19 protein-coding genes are annotated in these 25,547 nt (G+C 55.8%); 6 read left to right on the forward strand and 13 right to left on the reverse strand.

Going from position 1 to position 25,547, the window contains the following annotated elements:
* Nucleotides 1–148: 148 nt before the first annotated feature.
* Nucleotides 149–973 (forward strand): MurR/RpiR family transcriptional regulator, encoded by an 825-nt coding sequence (locus tag ACWKXX_RS17535; RefSeq protein WP_015571725.1) that lies wholly within the window; start codon nucleotides 149–151, stop codon nucleotides 971–973.
* Nucleotides 974–1,025: 52 nt separating this feature from the next.
* On the opposite strand, the gene eno is transcribed toward ACWKXX_RS17535, so the two are convergent.
* The 5 genes from eno to rlmD form a co-directional block, all read right to left on the reverse strand.
* Nucleotides 1,026–2,324, reverse strand: coding sequence for a phosphopyruvate hydratase (gene eno / locus ACWKXX_RS17540; protein ID WP_006811784.1), 1,299 nt, complete (start codon nucleotides 2,322–2,324; stop codon nucleotides 1,026–1,028).
* Nucleotides 2,325–2,406: 82 nt separating this feature from the next.
* Nucleotides 2,407–4,044: a glutamine hydrolyzing CTP synthase gene (gene pyrG, locus ACWKXX_RS17545; protein ID WP_454540837.1), complete on the reverse strand. Its 1,638-nt coding sequence runs from the start codon at nucleotides 4,042–4,044 to the stop codon at nucleotides 2,407–2,409.
* 223 nt (nucleotides 4,045–4,267) lie between these two features.
* A complete protein-coding gene (gene mazG, locus ACWKXX_RS17550; protein ID WP_261666046.1) occupies nucleotides 4,268–5,059 on the reverse strand; it encodes a nucleoside triphosphate pyrophosphohydrolase in 792 nt (263 codons plus the stop codon).
* A 67-nt stretch (nucleotides 5,060–5,126) separates the two neighbouring features.
* Nucleotides 5,127–7,358 carry a GTP diphosphokinase gene (relA, locus tag ACWKXX_RS17555; RefSeq protein ID WP_032654831.1) on the reverse strand — a complete coding sequence of 744 codons (2,232 nt, stop codon included), beginning with the start codon at nucleotides 7,356–7,358 and terminating at the stop codon, nucleotides 5,127–5,129.
* A 51-nt stretch (nucleotides 7,359–7,409) separates the two neighbouring features.
* Nucleotides 7,410–8,708 (reverse strand): 23S rRNA (uracil(1939)-C(5))-methyltransferase RlmD, encoded by a 1,299-nt coding sequence (gene rlmD / locus ACWKXX_RS17560; protein ID WP_261666045.1) that lies wholly within the window; start codon nucleotides 8,706–8,708, stop codon nucleotides 7,410–7,412.
* A gap of 57 nt (nucleotides 8,709–8,765) precedes the next feature.
* Between rlmD and barA the strand changes: the two genes are divergently transcribed.
* Nucleotides 8,766–11,525 (forward strand): two-component sensor histidine kinase BarA, encoded by a 2,760-nt coding sequence (gene barA, locus ACWKXX_RS17565; RefSeq protein ID WP_003862726.1) that lies wholly within the window; start codon nucleotides 8,766–8,768, stop codon nucleotides 11,523–11,525.
* 50 nt (nucleotides 11,526–11,575) lie between these two features.
* On the opposite strand, the gene ACWKXX_RS17570 is transcribed toward barA, so the two are convergent.
* From ACWKXX_RS17570 to syd, 8 genes are all read right to left on the reverse strand, one after another.
* Nucleotides 11,576–12,721, reverse strand: coding sequence for a glycerate kinase (locus ACWKXX_RS17570; protein ID WP_040118044.1), 1,146 nt, complete (start codon nucleotides 12,719–12,721; stop codon nucleotides 11,576–11,578).
* A 77-nt stretch (nucleotides 12,722–12,798) separates the two neighbouring features.
* Entirely contained in the window at nucleotides 12,799–14,136 is a 1,338-nt protein-coding gene (gudD, locus tag ACWKXX_RS17575) for a glucarate dehydratase (RefSeq protein ID WP_261666044.1), read from the reverse strand.
* A gap of 15 nt (nucleotides 14,137–14,151) precedes the next feature.
* Complete coding sequence (locus ACWKXX_RS17580) at nucleotides 14,152–15,492, reverse strand: enolase C-terminal domain-like protein (protein WP_045142000.1); 1,341 nt, start codon at nucleotides 15,490–15,492, stop codon at nucleotides 14,152–14,154.
* Complete coding sequence (gene gudP, locus ACWKXX_RS17585) at nucleotides 15,492–16,847, reverse strand: galactarate/glucarate/glycerate transporter GudP (protein WP_261666043.1); 1,356 nt, start codon at nucleotides 16,845–16,847, stop codon at nucleotides 15,492–15,494. Before gudP ends, ACWKXX_RS17580 begins: the two co-directional genes overlap by 1 nt.
* 308 nt (nucleotides 16,848–17,155) lie before the next feature.
* Nucleotides 17,156–17,605, reverse strand: a complete 450-nt coding sequence (locus tag ACWKXX_RS17590) for a flavodoxin (RefSeq protein ID WP_015571732.1) — start codon at nucleotides 17,603–17,605, stop codon at nucleotides 17,156–17,158.
* Nucleotides 17,606–17,620: 15 nt separating this feature from the next.
* Nucleotides 17,621–18,406: a tRNA pseudouridine(65) synthase TruC gene (gene truC, locus ACWKXX_RS17595; RefSeq protein WP_032649337.1), complete on the reverse strand. Its 786-nt coding sequence runs from the start codon at nucleotides 18,404–18,406 to the stop codon at nucleotides 17,621–17,623.
* Complete coding sequence (locus ACWKXX_RS17600) at nucleotides 18,403–18,732, reverse strand: YqcC family protein (protein ID WP_017382834.1); 330 nt, start codon at nucleotides 18,730–18,732, stop codon at nucleotides 18,403–18,405. The genes truC and ACWKXX_RS17600 overlap by 4 nt, the downstream gene beginning before the upstream one ends.
* A gap of 632 nt (nucleotides 18,733–19,364) precedes the next feature.
* Nucleotides 19,365–19,910 carry a SecY-interacting protein gene (gene syd, locus ACWKXX_RS17605; protein WP_261666042.1) on the reverse strand — a complete coding sequence of 182 codons (546 nt, stop codon included), beginning with the start codon at nucleotides 19,908–19,910 and terminating at the stop codon, nucleotides 19,365–19,367.
* 69 nt (nucleotides 19,911–19,979) lie between these two features.
* Between syd and queF the strand changes: the two genes are divergently transcribed.
* From queF to ACWKXX_RS17625, 4 genes are all read left to right on the forward strand, one after another.
* Nucleotides 19,980–20,822, forward strand: coding sequence for an NADPH-dependent 7-cyano-7-deazaguanine reductase QueF (gene queF / locus ACWKXX_RS17610; RefSeq protein ID WP_015571734.1), 843 nt, complete (start codon nucleotides 19,980–19,982; stop codon nucleotides 20,820–20,822).
* A 116-nt stretch (nucleotides 20,823–20,938) separates the two neighbouring features.
* Nucleotides 20,939–22,303 carry a nucleotide 5'-monophosphate nucleosidase PpnN gene (gene ppnN, locus ACWKXX_RS17615; RefSeq protein ID WP_003862748.1) on the forward strand — a complete coding sequence of 455 codons (1,365 nt, stop codon included), beginning with the start codon at nucleotides 20,939–20,941 and terminating at the stop codon, nucleotides 22,301–22,303.
* 504 nt (nucleotides 22,304–22,807) lie between these two features.
* A complete protein-coding gene (locus tag ACWKXX_RS17620; protein WP_003862749.1) occupies nucleotides 22,808–24,097 on the forward strand; it encodes an HAAAP family serine/threonine permease in 1,290 nt (429 codons plus the stop codon).
* 62 nt (nucleotides 24,098–24,159) lie between these two features.
* Complete coding sequence (locus tag ACWKXX_RS17625) at nucleotides 24,160–25,527, forward strand: L-serine ammonia-lyase (RefSeq protein WP_015571736.1); 1,368 nt, start codon at nucleotides 24,160–24,162, stop codon at nucleotides 25,525–25,527.
* The last annotated feature ends 20 nt before the right edge of the window (nucleotides 25,528–25,547 follow it).

Below are 25,547 nucleotides of genomic sequence, written 5' to 3' on the forward strand. Positions count from 1 at the left end.
ATTGATGAAAATTTTTACCATATATATTTTTAACTGTGAAAATTACCACCAAAAACCAGGACACCGATCATACTTTTTCGAAATGACTGGCATCTCTCCCCCGCTTTCCGCCACACTAGTTGGCAGAGAAACGCATTAAGGATCTAGCATGTCGGACCATGAAAACCTGCTGCTGAAGCTACGCCAGGAGGCTTCCGGGTACAGCCCAACGCAACAAAAACTGGGGGAGTTTGTCCTCAACGATCCTGCCAGGGTGCTCTACCTGACGATCACCGAGCTGGCGCGTGAAAGCGGCACCAGCGAGGCCAGCGTCACACGCCTTTGCCGCACGCTGGGCTGTAAGGGATATAACGAATTTAAAATGGCGCTTGCGCTGGATATTCAGCAGGGTTTGCCGGAGCGTCAGGCAGGAGATGCAATAGATAACGTGGTGGATGAGTCTGTCCAGGCGCTGCAAGATACCGCAAAACTCCTCGACCGGGCCCAGCTTGAACAGGCGACACTGGCCCTGCATCAGGCGCAGTCAGTGCAAATTTACGGAGTGGCGGCCAGCGCGATTCTGGGGGAGTATTTGCATTACAAGCTGCTGCGACTCGGCAAACCTGCACAGCTGTTTAGCGATATGCATCGCGCCGCCATGAATGCGACGACGCTCTCGAAAGAGACGCTGGTGGTGGCCATCTCAAGTTCCGGCTCTACACGGGATCTGCTTCACGTGGTGAAACTCGCTCGCAAGCGCGGCGTTAAGGTACTGGCGCTCAGCAATACGCCCCGCAGCCCGCTGGCCTCCCTGAGCGATTTACAGCTGGTTGCAGCCAAACCCGAGGGACCGCTGAGCGCGGGTGCGCTCAATGCCAAGGTTGGCGTGATGCTGCTGGTTGAACTGCTAACCACTTCCCTTATTGCAGTAGACAGCCATTACGGTGACGTTAGCCAGCAAACGGCAAGCGCCACGTTGCCGCTTCTGCTATAGAAAACAAAAAACCCGCCGAAGCGGGTTTTTTCATAAGAACGAAGGTTCAGGCTTATGCCTGGCCTTTGATCTCTTTACGACCGTTGTAAGGTGCTTTTTCGCCCAGCGCTTCTTCGATACGAATCAGCTGGTTGTATTTAGCAACACGGTCAGAACGGCTCATAGAACCGGTTTTGATCTGGCCAGCAGCGGTACCAACAGCCAGGTCAGCGATGGTAGCGTCTTCAGTTTCGCCAGAACGGTGAGAGATAACCGCGGTGTAGCCAGCGTCTTTCGCCATTTTGATCGCAGCCAGCGTTTCGGTCAGAGAACCGATCTGGTTGAATTTGATCAGGATGGAGTTAACGATGCCTTTCTCGATGCCTTCTTTCAGGATCTTGGTGTTGGTTACGAACAGATCGTCACCAACCAGCTGGATTTTGTCGCCCAGTACTTTGGTCTGGTATGCGAAACCATCCCAGTCAGACTCGTCCAGACCGTCTTCGATAGAAACGATTGGGTACTGTTTGGTCAGGTCTTCCAGGAAGTGGGTGAACTCTTCAGAGGTGAACGCTTTGTTGCCTTCGCCAGCCAGAACGTATTTACCGTCTTTGTAGAATTCAGATGCTGCGCAGTCCATCGCCAGGGTGATGTCTTTGCCCAGCTCGTAGCCTGCTGCTTTAACTGCTTCAGCGATAACAGCCAGTGCTTCTGCGTTAGAACCCAGGTTTGGCGCGTAGCCGCCTTCGTCACCAACAGCCGTGTTCATGCCTTTAGCTTTCAGAACTTTAGCCAGGTTGTGGAACACTTCAGAACCCATACGTACCGCTTCTTTCAGGGTTTTCGCGCCAACTGGCTGAATCATGAATTCCTGAATATCAACGTTGTTGTCTGCGTGCTCACCACCGTTGATGATGTTCATCATTGGTACAGGCATGGAGTATTTGCCTGGGGTGCCGTTCAGTTCAGCGATGTGCTCGAACAGTGGCATGCCTTTAGCTGCCGCTGCCGCTTTGGCGTTCGCCAGGGAAACGGCCAGGATTGCGTTCGCACCGAAGTTAGATTTGTTTTCAGTACCGTCCAGATCGATCATGATCTTGTCGATGCCAGCCTGATCTTTAGCATCTTTGCCAACGATAGCCTGAGCAATAGGACCGTTAACAGCGCCAACCGCTTTCAGTACGCCTTTGCCCATGAAACGGGATTTGTCGCCATCACGCAGTTCCAGCGCTTCGCGGGAACCTGTAGAAGCACCTGATGGAGCCGCTGCCATACCGACGAAACCACCTTCCAGATGAACTTCAGCTTCAACGGTCGGGTTACCACGGGAGTCGATGATTTCACGACCGATGACTTTAACGATTTTGGACATTAGATTTTCCTCAGTACAAGTTAAACTAAAACTCCAGACAAACAACGCGTACCAAAGGTACGCGTTGCCGTTCTAACTTTTTTTACTTCGCCTGACGCTTCTGGTACTCGCTGGCGGCTTTCACGAAGCCTGCAAACAGCGGATGCCCGTCACGCGGCGTTGAAGTAAATTCCGGGTGGAATTGGCAGGCCACGAACCACGGATGGTTAGGCACTTCGATGATCTCGACTAACTGATCATCCCCGGAACGGCCCGCAACACGCAGACCCGCAGCTTCAATTTGTTTCAACAACATGTTGTTGACTTCATAGCGGTGACGATGGCGCTCGGTGATGACCGGCTCGCCGTACAGCTTGCGTACCACGCTATCGTCGGACAGCTGGCAGGCCTGTGCGCCAAGACGCATGGTGCCACCCAGATCGCTCTTCTCGGTACGGACTTCGACGTTACCGTCTTCGTCGCGCCATTCCGTAATCAGCGCCACAACAGGGTACTTACAGTCTGGCACAAATTCCGTAGAGTTCGCGTTTTCCATTCCCGCTACGTTGCGCGCAAATTCAATCAGCGCAACCTGCATACCCAGGCAGATACCGAGGTATGGAATATTGTTTTCACGCGCATAGCGTGCAGTGGCGATCTTGCCTTCAACACCACGGTAGCCGAAGCCGCCAGGGATGAGGATAGCATCCAGATCTTTAAGAATTTCAACGCCGCGCGTCTCCACATCCTGTGAATCAATCAGCTTGATGATCACAGAGACGCGATTCTTCAGACCACCGTGTTTCAGCGCTTCGATAACTGACTTATAGGCATCCGGCAGTTCGATGTACTTGCCGACCATACCGATAGTCACTTCGCCGCCCGGATTGGCTTCTTCGTAAATCACCTGCTCCCATTCAGACAGGTTAGCTTCCGGACAGTTCAAGCTGAATCGTTTACAAATATAATCGTCCAGACCCTGTGATTTCAACAGGCCCGGGATTTTATAAATGGAATCGACATCTTTCATTGAAATAACGGCTTTTTCAGGCACGTTACAGAACAATGCAATTTTCGCGCGTTCGTTCGCCGGAATCGCGCGATCGGAACGGCAAACCAGGATGTCAGGCTGAATACCGATGGAGAGCAGCTCTTTAACAGAGTGCTGAGTCGGTTTGGTTTTCACTTCACCTGCTGCCGCCATGTAAGGCACCAGCGTCAGGTGCATGAACAGCGCGTGCTCACGACCAATATCTACCGCCAGCTGACGAATCGCTTCGAGGAACGGCAGGGATTCGATATCCCCTACGGTACCGCCGATTTCAACCAGCACAACGTCATGCCCTTCGCCACCGGCAAGGACACGCTCTTTAATGGCGTTAGTGATGTGTGGGATGACCTGCACGGTCGCGCCCAGGTAGTCACCACGGCGCTCTTTACGCAGAACGTCAGAGTAGATACGGCCAGTCGTAAAGTTGTTACGACGGGTCATTTTGGTACGGATGAAACGCTCGTAGTGGCCAAGATCCAGATCGGTTTCAGCGCCGTCTTCAGTAACGAACACTTCCCCGTGTTGGGTTGGGCTCATGGTGCCAGGATCGACGTTGATGTACGGATCCAGTTTCATCATGGTCACATTGAGGCCACGGGCTTCAAGAATGGCTGCGAGGGAGGCTGCGGCAATGCCTTTACCCAGAGAGGATACGACCCCGCCGGTCACAAAAATATAGTTCGTTGTCATGCTGAACCTGAGAAGTTAGGGTGAAACGATGGAATAACCAGGACGGGAAAGTAGTATACCCGAACACGACGAGCGCCACAAACTTTCATTCTCCGTCTCCACTCCAGGCCATGACAAACATAAGGAGTGAGAAAATAGCCCCTTTTGGGTAAATGTTTTTGACGCAAATCAAGCGCTTGTCATTTAAAAAATCACACAAATTGCGCTTGATCGCAAAATCTCGTTAGAGATCATGTTCCTGGCGTTTTACTTCCTGCCAGACTTCTTCCATCGCGTCGAGGTCAATCCCGCTCATTTCCAGGCCGCGCGAGGCCACAATCCGCTCAACTTCGCGAAAGCGTCGTTCGAATTTAATGTTCGCTTTTTGCAGGGCGGTTTCCGCTTTTACACCGAGGTGGCGCGAAAGGTTGACGGTCGCAAACAGCAGATCGCCCATCTCCTCTTCCAGCTTTGCTTCATCCACAACGGCCTGCTGCGCTTCATGCATCACTTCGTCGATCTCTTCGTGCACTTTTTCCAGCACCGGGCCGAGAGAGTTCCAGTCAAACCCTACCGCCGAGCAGCGCTTTTGAATTTTGCGCGCGCGCATCAGCGCGGGAAGGTTCAGGGGAATGTCGTCCAGCGCCGAGTGCTGGGATTTTTCAGCGCGTTCGGCGCTTTTTATCTGCTCCCAGCGCGCCAGCACTTCCGCACTGTTGCCTGCGGAGGCATCGCCAAAAATATGCGGATGACGACGCTCCAGCTTGTCGCTGATAGCGGCGCAGATATCGTCAAAGTTAAAGCGCCCCTCTTCCTGCGCCATCTGCGCGTAGAACACAACCTGGAACAGCAGGTCGCCCAGCTCACCGCGCAGGTCGTCGAAATCTTCGCGCGAAATCGCGTCCAGCACTTCGTAGGTCTCTTCCAGCGTGTAAGGCGCAATGGTGGCGAAAGTCTGCTCTTTATCCCACGGGCAGCCGTTTTCCGGGTCGCGCAGGCGTTTCATGATGCCAAGCAGGCGGTCGATTTGAGTCATAACAGATTCCATTAAATGCCTGAGCCGGGTGGCGGCGTTGCCTTACCCGGCCTACAGAAGAGGATGTTTAGCCGCCGTGCAGACGACGCGCGTCAATCACATCCGGCACCTGATTCAGTTTGCCGAGTACGCGGCCCAGCACCTGAAGGTTATAGATTTCGATAGTCATATCGATGGTGGCAAGCTGCTCGCGGGTATCGCTGCGGCTGGCAACGCCCAGCACGTTGACCTTCTCGTTGGCGAGAATGGTGGTGATGTCGCGCAGCAGGCCGCTGCGGTCGTTGGCAGTGACGCGCACCACCAGCGAGTAACCCGCCGAGTAGCTCTCCCCCCAGACGGCTTCCACGATACGTTCCGGCGCATGCGATTGCAGCTCTGCAAGCTGATCGCAGTCGGAGCGGTGAATCGAGATCCCGCGCCCCTGGGTGATAAAGCCGACAATATCGTCTCCCGGGATCGGCTGGCAGCAGCGGGCAATATGGTGCATGAGGTTACCCACCCCTTCAACCACCACGCGGCCATTGTCCTTGCTGCGCTGCTGCGGAGCGTAGGTTTTCTGCTGGAGTTGTTTCAGCGCTGCCGCATCCTGCTCCGCTGCGCTTGGCTTGTTGAACTGCGCTTGCAGGAAGTTCACCATCTGGTTCAGGCGGATATCGCCGCCACCAATCGCCGCTAACAGTTCGTCGAGCTCGTTGAAGTTGTAGCGCGGCAGCAGGAATTTCTCCGCTTCTTTCAGGCTGATGCCAATATGTTCCAGCTCGTCGTCCAGGATCTGGCGACCGGCAAGGATGTTCTTGTCACGATCCTGCTTACGGAACCAGGCGTGAATTTTAGAGCGCCCACGGCTGGTGGTAACGTAACCGAGGTTCGGATTCAACCAGTCGCGGCTTGGGTTTGGCTGCTTCTGGGTGATGATTTCAATCTGATCGCCCATCTGGAGCTGGTAGGTAAACGGTACGATACGTCCGCCGATCTTCGCCCCGATGCAACGGTGTCCCACATCGCTGTGGATGTGGTAGGCAAAATCGAGCGGCGTAGAGCCTGCCGGCAAATCAACAACATCCCCTTTCGGGGTAAAGACGTAGACGCGATCGTCGAAGACCTGACTGCGCACTTCGTCGAGCATTTCGCCGGAGTCGGCCATCTCTTCCTGCCACGCAATCAGCTTACGCAGCCAGGCGATACGGTCCTCGTGACCGGAGCGACCGCCACCGGAGGTACCCTCTTTGTATTTCCAGTGCGCCGCCACGCCCAGCTCGGCGTCTTCGTGCATCTGTTTGGTACGGATCTGAATTTCCACCGTTTTGCCGCCAGGGCCGAGCACCACGGTATGAATAGACTGATAGCCGTTTGGTTTGGGGTTGGCGACGTAGTCATCGAACTCATCCGGCAGATGGCGGAAGTGAGTATGCACTATCCCCAGCGCGGCATAGCAGTCCTGAAGACGCTCCGCCACGATACGTACGGCGCGCACGTCAAACAGCTCGTCAAAGGCGAGGTGTTTCTTCTGCATTTTGCGCCAGATGCTGTAGATGTGCTTCGGACGCCCGTAAACCTCGGCGCGCACATTCTCCTCTTTCATCGACTGGCGCAGCCCGCCGACAAATTCCTCGATATAGTGCTCGCGGTCAATGCGGCGTTCGTGCAGCAATTTTGCAATGCGTTTGTATTCCGCCGGATGCAGGTAGCGGAAGCAGTAATCTTCCAGCTCCCACTTCAGTTGCCCGATACCGAGACGGTTCGCCAGCGGCGCATAGATATTCGTACACTCTTTAGCGGCCAGGACGCGCTCGTCTTCCGGCGCATCCTTCACTTCACGCAGATGGGCAACCCGTTCGGCCAGCTTGATAACCACGCAGCGGAAATCATCTACCATCGCCAGCAGCATGCGACGGACGTTATCCACCTGCTCGGAAGAGACAGAGTCCGTTTGCGCGGCTTTAAGCTGACGAATGGCTGCCATGTCACGCACGCCGTGGATGAGCGCCACGACGGACTGGCCGACGCTTTCACGCAGGACGTCTTCCGTCACCACGTCGGCGTCCGCCAGGGGGAACAGCAGTGCGGCCTGTAGCGTTTCGATGTCCATGTTCAGCATGGAGAGAATTTCAACCATCTCCACGCCGCGCCACAACAGCAGTTCAGCGTCCGGATGCCCCTGCGTTGTGCGTAAACAATAGGCCCAGGTTTCGGTTAAGCGTTCACACGACTGCTGGCTGGAAATCCCCAGACTTGCGATCCATTTTTGAGGGTCAAACTCACCAGCTTTATTTAAATGTGCACTTCTTACCGCAACCATCGTCCTCTCCTTTAGGGACAAGGGCCTGTCGAAGTCGACAAGCCAAACTCATTAGATGTGCTCGAACAACACCATCGATTCCAGATGACCAGTGTGCGGGAACATGTCCAGCATTGCCAGACGTCGAATCTGGTAACCCCCGCTCAATAATGCTTCGCTGTCACGGGCAAGCGTCGCCGGGTTACAGGAAACATAGACCACGCGTTCAGGCGCGAGTTTAATTATATGCTGCATCACGCCCGGCGCACCTGCGCGCGCCGGATCGAGCAGGATCTTATCAAAGCCCTGCTTAGCCCACGGTTGCTGAGTAACATCATCCTCAAGATTTTGATGAAAGAATGTCACATTTTGCAAGCCGTTCTGTTGGGCGTTTTCCTGGCCTTTCACCACCAGCGCCTCAACGCCTTCCACCCCGACCACGCTTGCTGCTTTGCGGGCCAGCGGCAGGGTAAAGTTCCCCATACCGCAGAACAGATCGAGCACCCGATCGGTGGGATGTACGTCCAGCCACGCCAGCGCGTTCGCTACCATCTGCTGGTTCACGCCGTCGTTAACCTGGATAAAATCCCGCGGGCTGAACGTTAAGCGTAGCCCGTCTGACGCATACCAGGGCGCTTCTCCGCTGACCTGCTCAAGTATCTCGCTTTGCGGCGCGAGGAAAAGCGCAAGCTCATGAGAATGCGAAAAGCGTTCCAGTTTTTCGCGATCTGCCTTTGACAGCGGCGCGGTGTGGCGCAGTACCATCAGCGGGCCACTGTTGGCCAGCACCAGTTCGACATGGCCCAGCGAACGCACGCCATCCAGCGATGCAAGACAGTGGTGCACGTCCGGGAGCAACGCCTCAAGATGGGGCACCAAAACAGGGCACTGCGTGACAGAGACGATATCGCTGGAGCCGGCTTTGCGAAAACCCATCTCCAGCCGCTCGGTTTTGGACTGGTAGCTGAGGCTCAGGCGAGCGCGGCGACGGTAGCCCCAGGGCCGATCGGCAATGATGTCATTCACGTCGTGTCCGACCAGGCGGGCCAGCGCGCTGCTTTTACTTTTTTGCTGTAATTCTGTGCTGGCATGCTGTTGCTGGCAGCCACCGCAGACGCCAAAATGGGGGCAGCGAGGCATCACGCGCTCCGGGCTATCATTAAGACGGCGCTTGACCTGACCGCGCGCATACTGACGTTTTTCTTCCGTCAGCGTAATATCTGCGCGTTCTCCTGGCAGCAAACCTGTGATAAACAGTGTCTTACCCTTGTGACGCGCCACCCCCTGTCCAAAAGGATCGAGGTCCGTGGCTTCAACAGTTATGATCTGACGCGTCGTCACGCGTCGTTTTGCAGAGTAGAATTGCGCCATCGCCGAGATTGTTCTCAAATAAACATAATTAGCCTGATTGTCCCATAACGGAACTCCATGACCAACTACAGCCTGCGCGCGCGCATGATGATTTTGATCCTCGCTCCTACCGTTCTCATCGGTTTGCTGCTGAGCATTTTCTTTGTGGTGCATCGCTATAACGATTTGCAGAGACAGCTTGAAGATGCCGGGGCCAGCATTATCGAACCGCTGGCCGTCTCCAGCGAGTACGGTATGAACCTGCAAAACCGTGAATCCATTGGTCAGTTAATCAGCGTGCTGCACCGCCGTCATTCAGAGATTGTGCGCGCCATTTCCGTTTACGATGAGCATAACCGTCTGTTCGTCACCTCGAATTTCCATCTGGATCCCACGTCGCTGAAAATCCCGGATGGTACCCCCTTCCCGCGTCACCTTACGGTGTTGCGGCGCGGCGATATCATGATCCTGCGCACGCCGATTATCTCCGAAAGCTATTCACCCGATGAATCCGCCCAGTCCGATGCGAAGTCCAGCAATAATATGCTGGGATATGTGGCGCTGGAGCTGGATCTTAAGTCGGTACGGCTCCAGCAGTACAAAGAAATATTCATCTCCGGCGTGATGATGCTGTTCTGTATCGGCATCGCGCTGATCTTCGGCTGGCGACTGATGCGCGACGTCACGGGGCCTATCCGCAACATGGTGAATACCGTTGACCGGATCCGCCGGGGTCAGCTCGACAGCCGCGTGGAAGGCTTTATGCTCGGCGAGCTGGATATGCTGAAAAATGGCATCAACTCAATGGCGATGTCGCTGGCGGCTTATCACGAAGAGATGCAGCACAACGTTGACCAGGCCACCTCTGACCTGCGCGAAACGCTGGAGCAGATGGAGATCCAGAACGTGGAGCTGGATCTGGCGAAAAAACGTGCGCAGGAGGCGGCACGTATTAAGTCTGAGTTCCTGGCGAACATGTCGCACGAGCTGCGCACGCCGCTGAACGGGGTGATTGGCTTCACCCGTCTGACGCTCAAAAGCGAGCTGAACCCGACCCAGCGTGACCATCTGCATACCATTGAACGCTCAGCCAACAACCTGCTGACCATTATTAACGACGTACTGGACTTCTCGAAGCTGGAAGCGGGCAAGCTGATTCTGGAGAGTATTCCCTTCCCGCTGCGCAGCACGCTGGATGACGTGGTCACGCTTCTTGCCCACTCATCGCATGATAAGGGTCTGGAACTGACGCTCAATATTAAAAATGATGTGCCGGATAACGTCATTGGCGACCCGCTGCGCCTGCAACAGGTCATTACCAATCTGGTGGGCAACGCGATTAAGTTCACCGAGAGCGGCAACATCGACATTCTGGTCGAAAAAAGGGCGCTCAGTAATAACAAAGTCCAGATTGAAGTGCAGATCCGGGATACCGGCATCGGTATTCCGGAGCGCGATCAGACGCGTCTGTTCCAGGCTTTCCGCCAGGCCGATGCGAGCATTTCCCGTCGTCACGGCGGAACGGGCCTGGGGCTGGTGATCACCCAAAAGCTGGTGAAAGAGATGGGAGGCGATATCTCCTTCCATAGCCAGCCTAACCGGGGCTCAACCTTCTGGTTCCATATCAACCTTGATCTTAACCCGAACGTGCAGACCGACGGCCCGGTCACCGGCTGCCTGAAAGGGATGCGTCTGGCCTATGTGGAACCGAACGCCGCGGCGGCGCAGTGTACGCTTGATGTATTAAGCAGCACGCCGCTGGAGGTCATCTACAGCCCGACCTTCTCCGCGCTGGCTAACGATCATTACGATATCCTGTTGTTGGGGATTCCGGTGACGTTTACCGGAGAACTGACCATGCAGCAGGAACGCCTGGCGAAGGCGGCCTCAATGACGGACTACCTGCTGCTGGCGCTGCCGTGCCACGCCCAAATCAACGCCGAAGAGCTGAAAAACGACGGAGCGGCGGCGTGTCTGCTGAAACCCCTCACCGCCACACGGCTGTTACCTGCGCTGACCGAATATTGCCGTCTGACGCATCAGTCCCTGCCGCTGGAAAACGACGAACATAAGCTGCCGATGACGGTGATGGCCGTGGACGACAACCCGGCGAACCTGAAGCTGATTGGCGTGCTGCTTGAGGATCAGGTTCAGCATGTTGAGCTGTGTACCAGCGGCGCCGAAGCCGTGGAACAAGCCAAACAGATGCAGTTCGACCTGATCCTGATGGATATTCAGATGCCGGGCATGGATGGCATCCGCGCCTGCGAGTTGATTCGCCAGCTTCCGCACCAGCAGCAGACGCCGGTGATTGCCGTGACGGCGCACGCGATGGCGGGGCAAAAGGAGAAACTGCTGGGTGCGGGCATGAACGATTATCTGGCGAAACCGATCGACGAAGAGAAGCTGCACAGCCTGCTGCTGCGCTACAAGCCGGGGCACATTGGCGGGACATACACCATTACAGCTGAATCGCCGGAGATCAGCGTTAACCAGAATGCCACGTTTGACTGGCAACTGGCGCTGCGCCAGGCGGCGGGCAAACCCGATCTGGCCCGCGATATGCTGCAAATGCTGGTGGACTTCCTGCCTGAGATCCGTAACAAGGTTGAAGAACAGCTGGTGGGTGAAAACCCCGAAGGACTGCTGGAAGCCATTCATAAACTGCATGGCAGCTGCGGCTACAGCGGCGTACCGCGGTTGAAAAATCTCTGCCAGTTGCTTGAACAGCAGCTCCGCGCGGGTACGCCAGAATCCGATCTCGAACCGGAGTTCCTGGAGCTGCTGGACGAGATGGACAACGTGACGCGGGAAGCAATGAAGGTGTTGGGGAGCTAAGACCAAAGCCCGGTGGCGCTTCGCTTACCGGGCCTACAGAAGCACGAACGTTAACGCGACATCCCCTGCCCCATCTTTATCACCGCCGCAATATTCCTTGCGGCCATCTGTACATTCTGTTGCGCATTTTCCAGCGCATCCTCCAGCGAGCAGATGGTGTAGATCACGCTGAATACGGCATCCAGTCCATGCTCATGCACCACGCCAACATCCGCCGTCAGGCTGCCGGCAATGCCGATAACCGGCTTGTTATAGCGTTTCGCGACTCTCGCCACGCCAACGGGCACTTTGCCGTGGATCGTCTGGCTGTCGATACGCCCTTCGCCCGTGATCACCAGATCGGCGTCCGCGACCTGTTCATCAAGATGCAGGGCATCGGTGACAATCTCAATCCCCTGACGGAGCTGTGCGCCGCAAAATGCATACAGCGCCGCCCCCATTCCGCCAGCCGCACCGCCGCCCGCCAGGTTTAAGACGTCAATATCCAGATCCCGGGCGATAATTTTTGCGTAATGCGCCAGCGCGTTGTCCAGCGTCCTGACCATCTCCGGCGTCGCCCCTTTCTGCGGACCAAATACCGCAGAAGCGCCAGCTTCGCCGATCAGGGGGTTGGTCACATCGCAGGCCACTTCAATTCGACAGTCTGCCAGCCGCTTATCCAGCCCGCTAAGATCGATATGCGCAAGGCTTGCCAGTTCGCCGCCGCCCGGCCCTACGGGCTGCGCTTTCGCATCCAGCAGTTTTACGCCCAGCGCCTGCACCATGCCTGCGCCACCGTCATTGGTCGCGCTGCCTCCAATGCCAATAATGATATGCTTAACGCCCGCATCCAGCGCATGACGGATCAGTTCCCCGGTTCCCCAGGAGGTGGTGATTAACGGGTTACGCTTTGCCGGAGCAACAAGCTCCAGACCGCTCGCTGCCGCCATCTCGATAAAGGCGCTTTTCCCGTCTCCGGATAACCCGAAAAACCCTTCCACGCGTTCACCCAAAGGCCCGGTAATGGGAACATGGACAAGACGCCCATGCGTGGCTGCCACCATCGCTTCCACCGTCCCTTCGCCACCATCGGCAACCGGTAATTTGACATAGTCCGCTGACGGGAAAATGTCGCGAAAACCGACCTCTATCGCTGTCGCCACCTCCAGCGCGCTCAAGCTTTCCTTATACGAGTCCGGAGCGATAACAATTTTCATAAGCCATCCTTACGCATGTTAGTTACGTTAAGCATACACCACGTAAGGGACCACTCATGGGAGCGGTCCCAATGTGCTTATCGTACCATGCACGGACGTTTATTGTCGAATGTCCACTCTGGGATCAGGTATTGCATCGCCAGCGCGTCATCACGCGCACCCAGGCCGTGTTTCTGGTACAGCTCATGTGCTTTCATGACCTGGTCCATATCCAGCTCTACGCCCAGACCCGGCGTAGCAGGAACCTGTACCATACCGCCTTTGATTTCAAACGGCTGTTTGGTCAGGCGCTGGTTGCCCTCCTGCCAGATCCAGTGGGTGTCGATGGCGGTAATGTTGCCCGGCGCGGCAGCCGCCACGTGGGTGAACATCGCCAGCGAGATGTCGAAGTGGTTGTTGGAGTGCGAGCCCCAGGTCAGGCCGAACTCATGGCACATCTGCGCCACGCGAACCGAGCCCTGCATCGTCCAGAAGTGCGGGTCTGCCAGCGGAATGTCCACCGATTGCAGCGAGAGCGTGTGCCCCATCTGACGCCAGTCGGTCGCGATCATGTTGGTGGCGGTTGGCAGCCCGGTGGCGCGACGGAACTCCGCCATCACTTCACGTCCGGAGAACCCCTGCTCTGCACCGCACGGATCTTCCGCATAGGCCAGCACGCCTTTAAGCTGCTTACCGATTTTTATCGCCTCATCAAGCGACCAGGCACCGTTCGGATCCAGCGTGACGCGCGCCTGCGGGAAGCGCTTCGCCAGCGCGGCGATCGCCTCTGCTTCTTCTTCACCCGCCAGTACACCGCCTTTCAGCTTGAAGTCATTAAAGCCATATTTTTCATACGCGGCTTCCGCCAGGCGCACTACCGCGTCCGGGGTCATCGCTTCATCGTGACGCACACGATACCAGTCGCATTTTTCGTCCGGCTGGCTCTGGTACGGCAGCGGGGTGAGTTTGCGGTTGCCGATAAAGAACAGGTAGCCGAGCATTTCCACTTCGCTGCGCTGTTGGCCGTCGCCCAGCAGGGAGGCGACATTGACGCCAAGATGCTGGCCCAGCAGATCCAGCATCGCGGCTTCAATGCCCGTGACCACATGGATAGTGGTGCGCAGATCAAACGTTTGCAGACCACGGCCACCCGCATCACGATCGGCAAAGGTCGTACGCACGCGAGTCAGCACATTTTTGTACTCGCCCAGCGTTTTACCCACCACCAGCGGAATGGCGTCCTCCAGCGTTTTAAGGATCTTCTCCCCGCCCGGGATTTCACCGACACCGGTATGCCCTGAGTTGTCCTTGATCACCACAATATTACGGGTGAAGAACGGCGCATGGGCGCCGCTCAGGTTCATCAGCATGCTGTCATGTCCCGCGACAGGAATGATCTGCATGGAGGTGACTACAGGGGTAGAAAATGTGCTCATCGTTCGATCCTTTTATCAGTGACGTCCAAATACAGGGCGCTTACGGTCAAATGTCCAGCCGGGGATAAGGTACTGCATCGGGCCTGCGTCGTTGCGCGCGCCGCCCGGCAGTTTTTTATACGCTTCATGCGCCTTGTGGATCTGATCCCAGTCAAGCTCCACGCCCAGCCCCGGCGCATCCGGTACGGCAATGGTGCCGTTTTTGATTTCAAGTGGATTTTTGGTCAGGCGCGCTTCGCCTTCCTGCCAGATCCAGTGCGTATCGATGGCGGTCGGGTTGCCCGGCGCCGCCGCGCCAACGTGGGTAAACATCGCCAGCGAAATGTCGAAATGGTTATTGGAGTGGCAGCCCCAGGTGAGCCCCCAGTCATCGCACAGCTGCGCCACGCGCACCGCGCCGGAAAGGGTCCAGAAGTGCGGGTCCGCCAGCGGTATGTCCACCGCATTCAGCATCACCGCATGACCCATTTCACGCCAGTTGGTGGCGATCATGTTGGTCGCAACCGGCAGCCCGGTAGCGCGGCGGAATTCGGCCATCACCTCGCGGCCAGAAAATCCCTGCTCGGCGCCGCACGGATCTTCCGCGTAGGTCAGCACGTCGCCCAGCCCTTTGCACAGCGCGATAGCTTCATCCAGTAGCCAGGCGCCGTTCGGATCGACGGTGATGCGTGCCTCCGGGAAGCCTTTTTTCAACGCGCGCACGCTGTCAATCTCCTGCTCGCCGGGCAGAACGCCGCCTTTCAGCTTGAAGTCTTTGAAGCCGTAGCGATCCTGCGCCGCCTCTGCAAGGCGTACCACCGCCTCGCCAGAGAGCGCCTCCTGATGACGCAGGTGATACCACTCGTGGCTGCCCGGCGAGCGTTCCAGATACGGCAGATCGGTTTTCGTCCGGTCGCCAACGTAGAAAAGATAGCCCAGCACCGTTACCGCATTACGCTGTTTGCCTGGCCCCAGCAGTTCGCAGACCGGCACGTTCAGCGCCTTGCCCAGTAAATCGAGGAGGGCCGCCTCTAGCGCCGCCACCGCGTTAACGCGCAGTTCAAACGTCCAGGCGCCTTTGCCGAAGGTATCAAAATCCGCCGACTGGTTACCCTTATGCACCCGCTGAACCACCTTGTTCAGGCGGGCGACCTCCTGCCCAACCACCTGCGGGATGGCGTCGACCAGCGTCTGGTAAATCACCTCTCCGCCAGGCGCTTCCCCGACGCCGGTATTCCCTGCGCTGTCGGTCAGCACCACAATGTTGCGGGTGAACCAGGCGTTATGCGCGCCACCAATGTTGAGCAGCATGCTGTCCTGCCCCGCCACCGGAATGACCTTCATCTCCGTCACGATCGGGCTTGATTGCGTTGTCATCATCCGCGCTCCCCAACAGGTTTCAGTTCGATTCGTTTGATGTCACCCACCAGCACCAGATAACTGAGCACCGCCACCAGAGCATGGACGCCTACATAAATCAGCGCGCCGTTGAAGGAGCCAGTGGTGCCGACGATGTAACCGATAGCGATTGGGGTGACAATGCCGGAAATGTTGCCAAACATGTTGAACATACCACCGCTCAGGCCGCTGATCTCTTTCGGCGCGGTATCTGCCATCACCGCCCAGCCCAGTGCGCCAATGCCTTTACCGAAGAAGGCCATCGCCATAAAGCCGATAATCATCCACTCCGCGCTGACGTAGTTACAGAACACCATGGTCATGGAGAGCAGCATGCCGAGTACGATTGGCGTTTTACGCGCAATATTCAGCGAACCGGTACGACGCATCAGCCAGTCGGAGATGACCCCGCCAAGCACCCCACCCACGAAGCCGCAGATGGCCGGCACGGAGGCGACAAACCCCGCCTTCAGAATCGACATCCCACGCGCCTGCACCAGGTAAACCGGGAACCAGGTGATAAAGAAGTAGGTTAAGGCGTTAATGCAGTACTGGCCGAGATAGATACCGATCATCATTCGTGAGCCGACGAGCTGTTTGATCTGCCCCCATTTCTGGCTGAACGGAACTTTAGCTTTCTGGGTTTTCTGATCCATGTTGATCAGCGCCCCACCTTCAGCAATGTAGTCCAGCTCTTTCTTGTTCACGCCCGGATGCTGGTTTGGTTCGTGGATCACTTTCAGCCAGATGAAGCTGATGACGATCCCCAGCCCGCCCATGAAGAAGAAGACGTGCGACCAGCCCACTTCGTGCGTCAGCCAGCCCATGATTGGCGCGAAAATAACCGTCGCAAAGTATTGCGCCGAGTTAAAGATGGCTACCGCCGTTCCCCTCTCCTGCGCCGGGAACCAGGCGGCCACAATACGGCTGTTGCCAGGGAACGATGGCGCTTCCGCTAAGCCCACCAGGAAGCGGAGGGTAAAGAGCGCAATGATAATGCCGAAGCCGCTGAAGATATCCACGAAGCCCTGTAACAGGGTAAACATCGACCAGATGAAAATGGACCAGAAATAGACCCGTTTTGAACCAAAGCGGTCCAGCAGCCAGCCGCCAGGGATTTGGCCGATTACGTAGGCCCATGAAAATGCGGAGAAAACATAACCCATACCTACCGGATCAAGTCCGATGTCCTTCGCCATCTCAGAGCCGGCAATGGATAACGTGGCACGGTCGCCGTAGTTGAAAGAGGTGACGATAAACAGCATCACCACTATCCAGTAGCGGGCGTTGGTGCGCTTCTCAGCGCTGCTCGCCGCGTGGCTTAATGTACTCATTGTTGCACTCCTGAAACATAGCTTTCGCCTGGTTCATTCTGTACAGCACCTGTAGGGTAATCAGAATGAGAGATTTGTGTTTGGTTTTGGTACGGCCAGAAGCCGTTTTATAGTGACGGGAAAAGTATATGAAGGAGTGCCTCTTCACCTCACCGTGCAAAAACACAGTATTGAAGGGCGTGAGGGAGGTTGTTTAGGGCATAAGCCCAGAGGAGTGGAAGGTGGTTCACGGAAATGGCGTTTGGGGCGGGGTGTAATGCCGGGTGGCGGCTACGCCTGACCCGGCCTACCATTGGTATAGCGCAGGGTTATTTAAGCAGCGTTGCCCAGTGCTCGACCCACGGGTTTGACTCGCTTTCTGGCTCAGGGTGTTCACCCGCATCAATCAGCAACATCTCTCCGACGCGCTGAGCGCTCTGTTCCTGCAACAGCGCGTCGAACTGTTTACCGCCACCGCAGAAATTAGCGTAAGAGCTATCGCCGAGGGCGATGATGCCATAGTGAACATCTGGCTGATAGCCGAGCTGGTCTTTAATGCCCTGGAAAAGCGGGACGATGCTGTCCGGCAGATCGCCCTGCCCGGTGGTGGAGGTCACCACCAGGATGTATTTATCTTTATACTTTTCCCAGTCCGCCAGCTCCGGATCTTCATAGACCGTTGCTTTATGGCCCTGGTTTACAAGGATTGCTTCCGCTTCCTCCGCCACCAGCAGCGAGTTGCCGTACATCGTGCCGACAAAAATGCCTACTTCAGCCATGCTTTGCTCCCGTAATTATTGCGCTTGCTGTTCATCCTGAACGTTGACTGCGGCAAACTCAACCCTTTCATTTTCGGGGAGTTGTCCCAGCCAGCCAAACTGTGACAGCGCCTGCATCCAGACCTCGTCCAGCCCCGCGCGAATAGTCAGCGGTTCGCCGGTAAACGGGTGCGCCAGGCGTAGCTCGCTGGCGTGCAGCATCAGCCGGTTACAGCCAAAGTGCTCGGCCGCGCTGCGGTTCTGGCGCAGATCGCCGTGCTTGCTGTCGCCGATAATTGGGTGGCGCAGATGTGCAAGATGGCGGCGAAGCTGGTGCTTGCGCCCGGTTTTGGGCAAAAGCTCAACCAGACTGTATCGCGTGGTCGGAAATTTGCTGGTCGCCACCGGCAGTTCTGTGGTCGCCATACCGCGATAGTCGGTCACCGCAGGCTGCGGGCCTTTATCTTCGCGGGCAAATTTATCGGCGATTTTATCCAGTTCCTCCACCAGCGGATAATCAAGCGTGGCGGAATCCGTCAGCCAGCCACGCACGATGGCGTGGTAGCGCTTTTGCATCTGGTGCTGCTCAAACTGCTGCGAAAGCAGTCGACCCGCCTCACTGGAAAGCCCCATCAGCAGAACGCCAGAGGTTGGCCGATCCAGACGATGAGCAGTAAAGACGTGCTGACCGATCTGATCGCGCACGGTTTGCATGACCACCACTTTCTCATCGCGATCGAGCCAGCTACGGTGCACCAGCCAGCCGGACGGTTTATTCACCGCCACTAACCACTCATCCTGATAAAGGATCTCAAGCGTCATGCATCGTCACCGGCGAAAAGCGCATCGAGCTTTTCCAGCTCCACCAGCATCATGGCACGCGCCGGGTGGGTCGCTTCCAGCGCCATTTCGTAATAGGGAGAGACGGCAAAAGACGCGGGCAACGCGTGACCACCTTCCAGCAGCGCGTGCATACGCGGAATTAAGACCCACTGGAGCCACTCGAACGGGGCCAGCGTATCCAGACAAAACGGTTGGGTGCTGGCGAACGCGTCTGGCTGCGGCGCGTTATCCTGCCACAGCTGATGCTGGCGCATAAGGGCTTCGATGGCGTGCAACTGCGCACGAACGTTGTCATGATGCGACATATATACCTCAACTGAAAAACGGAATGGCGCGAAGCATAGCATTGCGGAAGACAGAAATAAAAAAAGGGAGCACTGTAAAAACAGTGCTCCCGGTTCGTTTCGCAGCATTCCAGCTACAATACGTGCTCCCTGCTCATCCGTGACAACTTTTCCTGATGCCCGAAGGCCTGGTCATCCCTTTACCTTTTGCTTCCTGCTCACATCGTCCTGATGTGTAGGTTTCATCCTGAAACGTCCTGGCCATCCTGACCCACCGACCATCCTGACCGGCTCTCGTTCTCCTTCCTGGAGGTGTCCCTTACGCATCCTGCGTGATCCACTTTGCTTCATCCTGAAGCCTTCCTGCGGCGTCATCCTGACGTGTCCCTGGTAAGAAACGCCATCATCCTGATGTTCGTTTCTCGTGTCGGCATCCTGTCGACACAGATAGAATCCGCTATTCTGCTTCGTCTTACAACCCACCTTGTGAGCAATGTAAGCCAGGCGAAACGGGGGATTTCCTTTCAGAAAACCACTAACTTGTTGAAAGAGAAGTTAATATTAATCTGAAATCCCTAAGACAATGCTAATTGTTTCGGCGATGTCTCACAGAGCGTGTAAGAGATCTCTCACACGTCCAGTAGCATCATGGATTACAGAAGCGGCTCAATTCGGGTAAGAAAATCCGCAAGTGAAGGCGCGAGAACGTCGCGATTGCGGGTGCCGAGCGTCTCTTTGATGACCTCGCCAGACAGATTGCAGACTGAAATGACGTCCAGTTCACTGTCGAGCGTCGCAATAAAGAGAGTCGGAGAGAGCTTAAGGCGTTTTTGCGTGACCAGGTGACCAATGAGGTTTTCCTGAACGCGTTGCAGATCGTCTTCGCTCCAGGTTTGCAGCAGCGTCAGCGGCTGTCCTGCAAAACATGCAGTCATATCCCCGGCAAACTGCGTGGTATAAAATGTATGAAGCGCAGGTTGTATCACAAGGTCCATCGCGCGTTCAACCGCATTTACATTCTGCTCGCCCGTGAACGGTTTCGGTTGCCAGATAACGTAATCATCCTGCGAAGCGATAATGCACGGTGACGGCACGCCATATAAGTCAGCACTTTGCGGCCACGTCCCCCGCTTTTCATGCCAGGCATCGCAATAGCGGGTCGTGAAGGACGTCAGGGCATTTGCAGTTTCGATATCCACCGATTTCTCTCTTCTTGTAAGACAGGATAAACTCAGCCCATAAGTGTACCTGTAAAGTGGCTATGAAACATGTCTTACGAAAATCATCAGGCGTTAACGGGCTTAACGCTGGGTAAATCGACCGATTACCGCGACACCTACGATGCAAGCCTGTTGCAGGGCGTGCCGCGCAGTCTGAACCGCGATCCGCTCGGGCTGCACGCTGACGCGCTGCCGTTTGTCGGCGGCGACATCTGGACGCTGTACGAACTCTCCTGGCTGAATGCGCGCGGTCTGCCGCAGGTGGCCGTGGGCCACGTCGAGCTGGATTACGCCAGCGTAAACCTGGTCGAATCCAAGAGCTTTAAGCTCTATCTCAACAGCTTTAACCAGACCAAATTCAACAGCTGGGACGAGGTGCAACAGACGCTTGAGCGTGATTTAAGCGCGTGCGCGCAGGGGAACGTAACCGTCTCGTTATACCGTCTGCATGAGCTGGAAGGACAGCCTGTCGCCCATTTCCACGGCACCTGCATCGACGATCAGGACATTGAGGTGGAAAGCTATGAATTTAGCACCGACTACCTGGAAAATGCGGCGGGCGGAAAAGTGGTCAACGAGACGCTGGTCAGCCATCTGCTGAAATCCAACTGCCTTATCACCCATCAGCCGGACTGGGGCTCGGTACAGATCCAGTACCGCGGCCCGCAGATTGACCGTGAAAAGCTGCTGCGTTACCTGGTGTCATTCCGTCATCACAACGAATTCCACGAGCAGTGCGTGGAGCGCATCTTCAACGACATCCAGCGTTTCTGCCAGCCCGAAAAGCTGAGCGTTTACGCCCGCTACACCCGTCGCGGCGGTCTGGATATCAATCCGTGGCGCACCAATACCGATTTTGTGCCTGCCACCGGACGGCTGGTGCGCCAGTAAGATAAATATTTTCACAATATGCGGGCGGTATTCCGCCCGAAGTGTTGTGAAACGTCATAAGCCAGGGCTATTGTAATCAACAGGGAAAGACGATAATCGTCCCATAAGGAGCTCACTTGATTACACATATTAGCCCGCTTGGCTCTATGGATATGTTGTCGCAGCTGGAAGTGGACATGCTTAAACGCACCGCCAGTAGCGACCTTTATCAACTGTTTCGTAACTGTTCACTTGCCGTACTGAACTCCGGAAGCCTGACCGACAACAGTAAAGAGCTGCTGTCCCGCTTCGAAAGTTTTGATATCAACGTGCTGCGCCGCGAGCGCGGGGTGAAGCTGGAAGTGATCAACCCGCCGGAAGACGCTTTTGTCGACGGGCGTATTATTCGCTCACTTCAGGCCAACCTGTTTGCCGTGCTGCGCGACATTCTGTTTGTTAACGGACAGATCAGCAACGCCGGACGATTCCAGCATCTTGACCTGGAAAGTTCCGTTCATATCACTAACCTGGTCTTCTCTATTCTGCGTAACGCCCGCGCCCTGCACGTGGGCGAAGCGCCGAACATGGTCGTCTGCTGGGGTGGTCACTCTATTAACGAAACCGAATACCTGTATGCCCGCCGCGTGGGGACGCAGCTCGGCCTGCGCGAACTGAATATCTGTACCGGTTGCGGTCCTGGCGCGATGGAAGCACCAATGAAAGGCGCGGCAGTAGGTCACGCGCAGCAACGCTATAAAGAAGGCCGTTTTATCGGCATGACCGAGCCGTCGATCATCGCCGCTGAGCCGCCTAACCCGCTGGTTAACGAACTGATTATTATGCCGGATATCGAAAAACGTCTTGAGGCGTTTGTCCGTATCGCGCACGGCATTATTATCTTCCCGGGCGGCGTAGGTACGGCGGAAGAGCTGCTTTATCTGCTCGGGATCCTGATGAACCCGGCCAACAAAGATCAGGTTCTGCCGCTGATCCTGACCGGCCCGAAAGAGAGCGCCGACTACTTCCGCGTGCTGGACGAGTTTATCGTGCATACGCTGGGCGAAGACGCGCGCCGTCACTACCGCATTATTATTGACGATGCCGCAGAAGTGGCCCGTCAGATGAAAAAAGCAATGCCGCTGGTGAAAGAGAATCGTCGTGATACCGGGGATGCCTACAGCTTTAACTGGTCCATCCGTATCGCACCGGATCTTCAGATCCCCTTCGAGCCGTCGCATGAGAACATGGCGAACCTCAAACTCTATCCGGATCAGCCGGTGGAAGTGCTGGCTGCCGACCTGCGTCGCGCCTTCTCTGGCATCGTGGCGGGGAACGTGAAAGAGGTGGGGATACGCGCAATTGAAGAGTTTGGCCCGTATAAGATCCACGGTGATCCGGAGATGATGCGCCGCATGGATGATATGTTGCAGGGCTTTGTCGCTCAGCACCGCATGAAGCTTCCAGGCTCTGCCTATATTCCGTGTTACGAAATCATCAAGTAAAGCGACATTCCTCTCCTCTCAAGCCGGATCGTCATCCGGCTTTTTTATTCGTGTTGCAATTCATAGCGATCTTCAATGTTATTAACAAATCTGACGTCTGCGCAAACGATTACCTCGTTTTTGAAACCATAAATAATCAGCCTTAATCGAAATTACCCGCCAGAAAATCCTAAAATCCCATTTCTTTACAGCGAAAGACACCTATCTCGCGGGTCGACCTTTTCGAAAACATGTCGTTAATGGTAGCCTTCGCGCCCGTAAATTCTCTTTGATGTTTTTTTAACAGATAAATGGTCTAAAGATACCCACATCACAAGTGGATTATTGCATTTGGGATCGCGATCACTGATAGATTCATAACTAGAATGTATCTTTCCGCCCGCCAATAGTTACGGGCAAAAATTATTAAAAAACCGTCACTGAACGAATTTCATATTACCGTCAGGCGCTTTTTCATCGGATTTGACTAAAAACCTGACAATTTGCTTCCTCCAGGAGATACAGATGGAAACCACTCAAACCAGCACCGTTGCTTCGATTGAATCCCGAAGCGGTTGGCGCAAAACGGATACCATGTGGATGCTTGGCCTGTACGGCACAGCAATCGGCGCTGGTGTACTGTTCCTTCCTATCAACGCAGGTGTCGGCGGTATGATCCCGCTGATCATCATGGCTCTCATCGCCTTCCCGATGACCTTCTTTGCGCACCGAGGCCTGACCCGCTTCGTGCTGTCCGGTAAAAACCCGGGCGAAGATATCACTGAAGTCGTTGAAGAACACTTCGGCGTCGGCGCAGGTAAGCTGATTACCCTGCTCTACTTCTTCGCGATTTACCCGATTCTGCTGGTGTACAGCGTTGCTATCACCAACACCGTAGAAAGCTTTATGATGCACCAGCTTCAGATGACCCCGCCGCCGCGTGCGATTCTGTCCCTGATCCTGATCGTCGGTATGATGACCATCGTGCGCTTCGGCGAGCAGATGATTGTGAAAGCGATGAGCGTGCTGGTGTTCCCGTTTGTTGCGGCCCTGATGGTGCTGGCTCTGTACCTGATCCCACAGTGGAACGGCGCTGCGCTGGAAACCCTGTCTCTGAGCAGCGCATCCACGACCGGCAACGGTCTGCTGCTGACCCTGTGGCTGGCAATCCCGGTGATGGTGTTCTCCTTCAACCACTCGCCAATCATCTCTTCCTTCGCGGTAGCGAAGCGTGAAGAGTACGGCAATGGCGCAGAGAAGAAGTGCTCCAGCATCCTGGCTCGCGCGCACATCATGATGGTACTGACCGTAATGTTCTTCGTGTTCAGCTGCGTGCTGAGCCTCTCCCCGGCGGATCTGGCGGCGGCGAAAGAGCAGAACATCTCTATTCTGTCTTACCTGGCAAACCACTTTAACGCACCGCTGATTGCGTGGATGGCGCCGATCATCGCGATTATCGCCATCACCAAATCCTTCCTGGGCCACTACCTGGGCGCACGTGAAGGCTTCAACGGCATGGTGATTAAATCTCTGCGTGGTAAAGGCAAGACCATTGAAATCAACCGTCTGAACAAAATCACTGCGCTGTTCATGCTGGTGACCACCTGGGCGGTAGCCACCCTGAACCCAAGCATTCTGGGCATGATTGAAACCCTGGGCGGCCCGATTATCGCGATGATCCTGTTCCTGATGCCGATGTACGCGATTCAGAAAGTGCCTGCGATGCGTAAATACAGCGGCCATATCAGCAACGTGTTCGTTGTTGTGATGGGCCTGATTGCCATCTCCGCTATTTTCTACTCGCTGTTCAGCTAATACCTCCTGCGCCGTCTGCGGACGGCGCACTTCTCCCCTCTGACTGAAGCAATGGACGCATCATGATTAGCGTATTCGATATCTTCAAAATCGGTATTGGTCCTTCCAGCTCTCACACCGTCGGACCAATGAAAGCCGGTAAACAATTCACGGATGACTTGATTGCACGCGGCATTTTGCACGACATCACCCGCGTGGTTGTCGATGTATATGGTTCCCTTTCCCTGACCGGTAAAGGCCACCATACCGATATTGCCATTATCATGGGGCTGGCGGGTAATCTGCCGGATACCGTTGATATTGATGCAATACCTGGCTTTATCCAGGACGTGAACACCCACGGTCGTTTGCTGCTGGCGAACGGCGAGCATGAGGTTGAATTCCCGGTTGATCACTGCATGAATTTCCATGCGGATAACCTGTCGCTTCACGAAAACGGCATGCGCATTACCGCGCTGGCCGGCGACAAAGCGGTTTACAGCCAGACGTATTACTCCATCGGCGGCGGGTTTATCGTCGACGAGGACCATTTTGGTCAAAGCACCAATTCTGCCGTTGATGTGCCGTACCCTTATAAAAACGCGGCCGACTTACAGCGTCACTGCCAGGAGACAGGGCTTTCTCTCTCCGGCCTGATGATGAAAAACGAGCTGGCCCTGCACAGCAAAGAGGAGCTGGAACAGCACTTCGCTAACGTCTGGGAAGTGATGCGCAGCGGCATTGAGCGCGGGATCACCACCGAAGGCGTGCTGCCGGGTAAACTGCGTGTTCCGCGTCGTGCGGCTGCGCTGCGCCGCATGCTGGTCAGCACCGACAAAACCACCACCGACCCGATGGCCGTCGTCGACTGGATCAACATGTTCGCGCTGGCGGTGAACGAAGAGAACGCCGCGGGTGGCCGCGTCGTCACCGCGCCAACCAACGGGGCGTGCGGAATTGTTCCGGCGGTTCTGGCGTATTACGACAAGTTTATCCGTGAAGTGAATGCAAACTCACTCGCGCGGTATATGCTGGTCGCCAGTGCGATTGGCTCACTGTACAAGATGAACGCCTCGATTTCCGGCGCGGAAGTGGGCTGTCAGGGTGAAGTGGGCGTCGCCTGCTCTATGGCGGCGGCGGGTCTGGCCGAATTACTGGGCGCAAGTCCTGCGCAGGTTTGTATTGCGGCGGAAATCGGCATGGAACATAACCTGGGGCTGACCTGCGATCCGGTCGGCGGACAGGTCCAGGTGCCATGCATCGAGCGTAACGCCATCGCCTCTGTGAAAGCGGTGAACGCGGCCCGTATGGCGCTGCGTCGTACCAGCGAACCGCGCGTCTGCCTCGACAAGGTTATCGAAACCATGTACGAAACCGGTAAAGATATGAACGCCAAATACCGCGAAACTTCCCGCGGTGGCCTGGCGATGAAGATCGTCACCTGCGATTAAGCCTCTCAGGAAGCCTCGTT

The organism is Enterobacter sp. UPMP2061, from assembly GCF_053709615.1.

Bases quoted from the DNA above. Each gene is read 5' to 3' on its own strand.
- ACWKXX_RS17535 (WP_015571725.1), top strand. From the start codon at position 149: ATGTCGGACCATGAAAACCTGCTGCTGAAGCTACGCCAGGAGGCTTCC.
- eno (WP_006811784.1), bottom strand. From the start codon at position 2,324: ATGTCCAAAATCGTTAAAGTCATCGGTCGTGAAATCATCGACTCCCGT.
- pyrG (WP_454540837.1), bottom strand. From the start codon at position 4,044: ATGACAACGAACTATATTTTTGTGACCGGCGGGGTCGTATCCTCTCTG.
- mazG (WP_261666046.1), bottom strand. From the start codon at position 5,059: ATGACTCAAATCGACCGCCTGCTTGGCATCATGAAACGCCTGCGCGAC.
- relA (WP_032654831.1), bottom strand. From the start codon at position 7,358: ATGGTTGCGGTAAGAAGTGCACATTTAAATAAAGCTGGTGAGTTTGAC.
- rlmD (WP_261666045.1), bottom strand. From the start codon at position 8,708: ATGGCGCAATTCTACTCTGCAAAACGACGCGTGACGACGCGTCAGATC.
- barA (WP_003862726.1), top strand. From the start codon at position 8,766: ATGACCAACTACAGCCTGCGCGCGCGCATGATGATTTTGATCCTCGCT.
- ACWKXX_RS17570 (WP_040118044.1), bottom strand. From the start codon at position 12,721: ATGAAAATTGTTATCGCTCCGGACTCGTATAAGGAAAGCTTGAGCGCG.
- gudD (WP_261666044.1), bottom strand. From the start codon at position 14,136: ATGAGCACATTTTCTACCCCTGTAGTCACCTCCATGCAGATCATTCCT.
- ACWKXX_RS17580 (WP_045142000.1), bottom strand. From the start codon at position 15,492: ATGACAACGCAATCAAGCCCGATCGTGACGGAGATGAAGGTCATTCCG.
- gudP (WP_261666043.1), bottom strand. From the start codon at position 16,847: ATGAGTACATTAAGCCACGCGGCGAGCAGCGCTGAGAAGCGCACCAAC.
- ACWKXX_RS17590 (WP_015571732.1), bottom strand. From the start codon at position 17,605: ATGGCTGAAGTAGGCATTTTTGTCGGCACGATGTACGGCAACTCGCTG.
- truC (WP_032649337.1), bottom strand. From the start codon at position 18,406: ATGACGCTTGAGATCCTTTATCAGGATGAGTGGTTAGTGGCGGTGAAT.
- ACWKXX_RS17600 (WP_017382834.1), bottom strand. From the start codon at position 18,732: ATGTCGCATCATGACAACGTTCGTGCGCAGTTGCACGCCATCGAAGCC.
- queF (WP_015571734.1), top strand. From the start codon at position 19,980: ATGTCTTACGAAAATCATCAGGCGTTAACGGGCTTAACGCTGGGTAAA.
- ACWKXX_RS17620 (WP_003862749.1), top strand. From the start codon at position 22,808: ATGGAAACCACTCAAACCAGCACCGTTGCTTCGATTGAATCCCGAAGC.
- ACWKXX_RS17625 (WP_015571736.1), top strand. From the start codon at position 24,160: ATGATTAGCGTATTCGATATCTTCAAAATCGGTATTGGTCCTTCCAGC.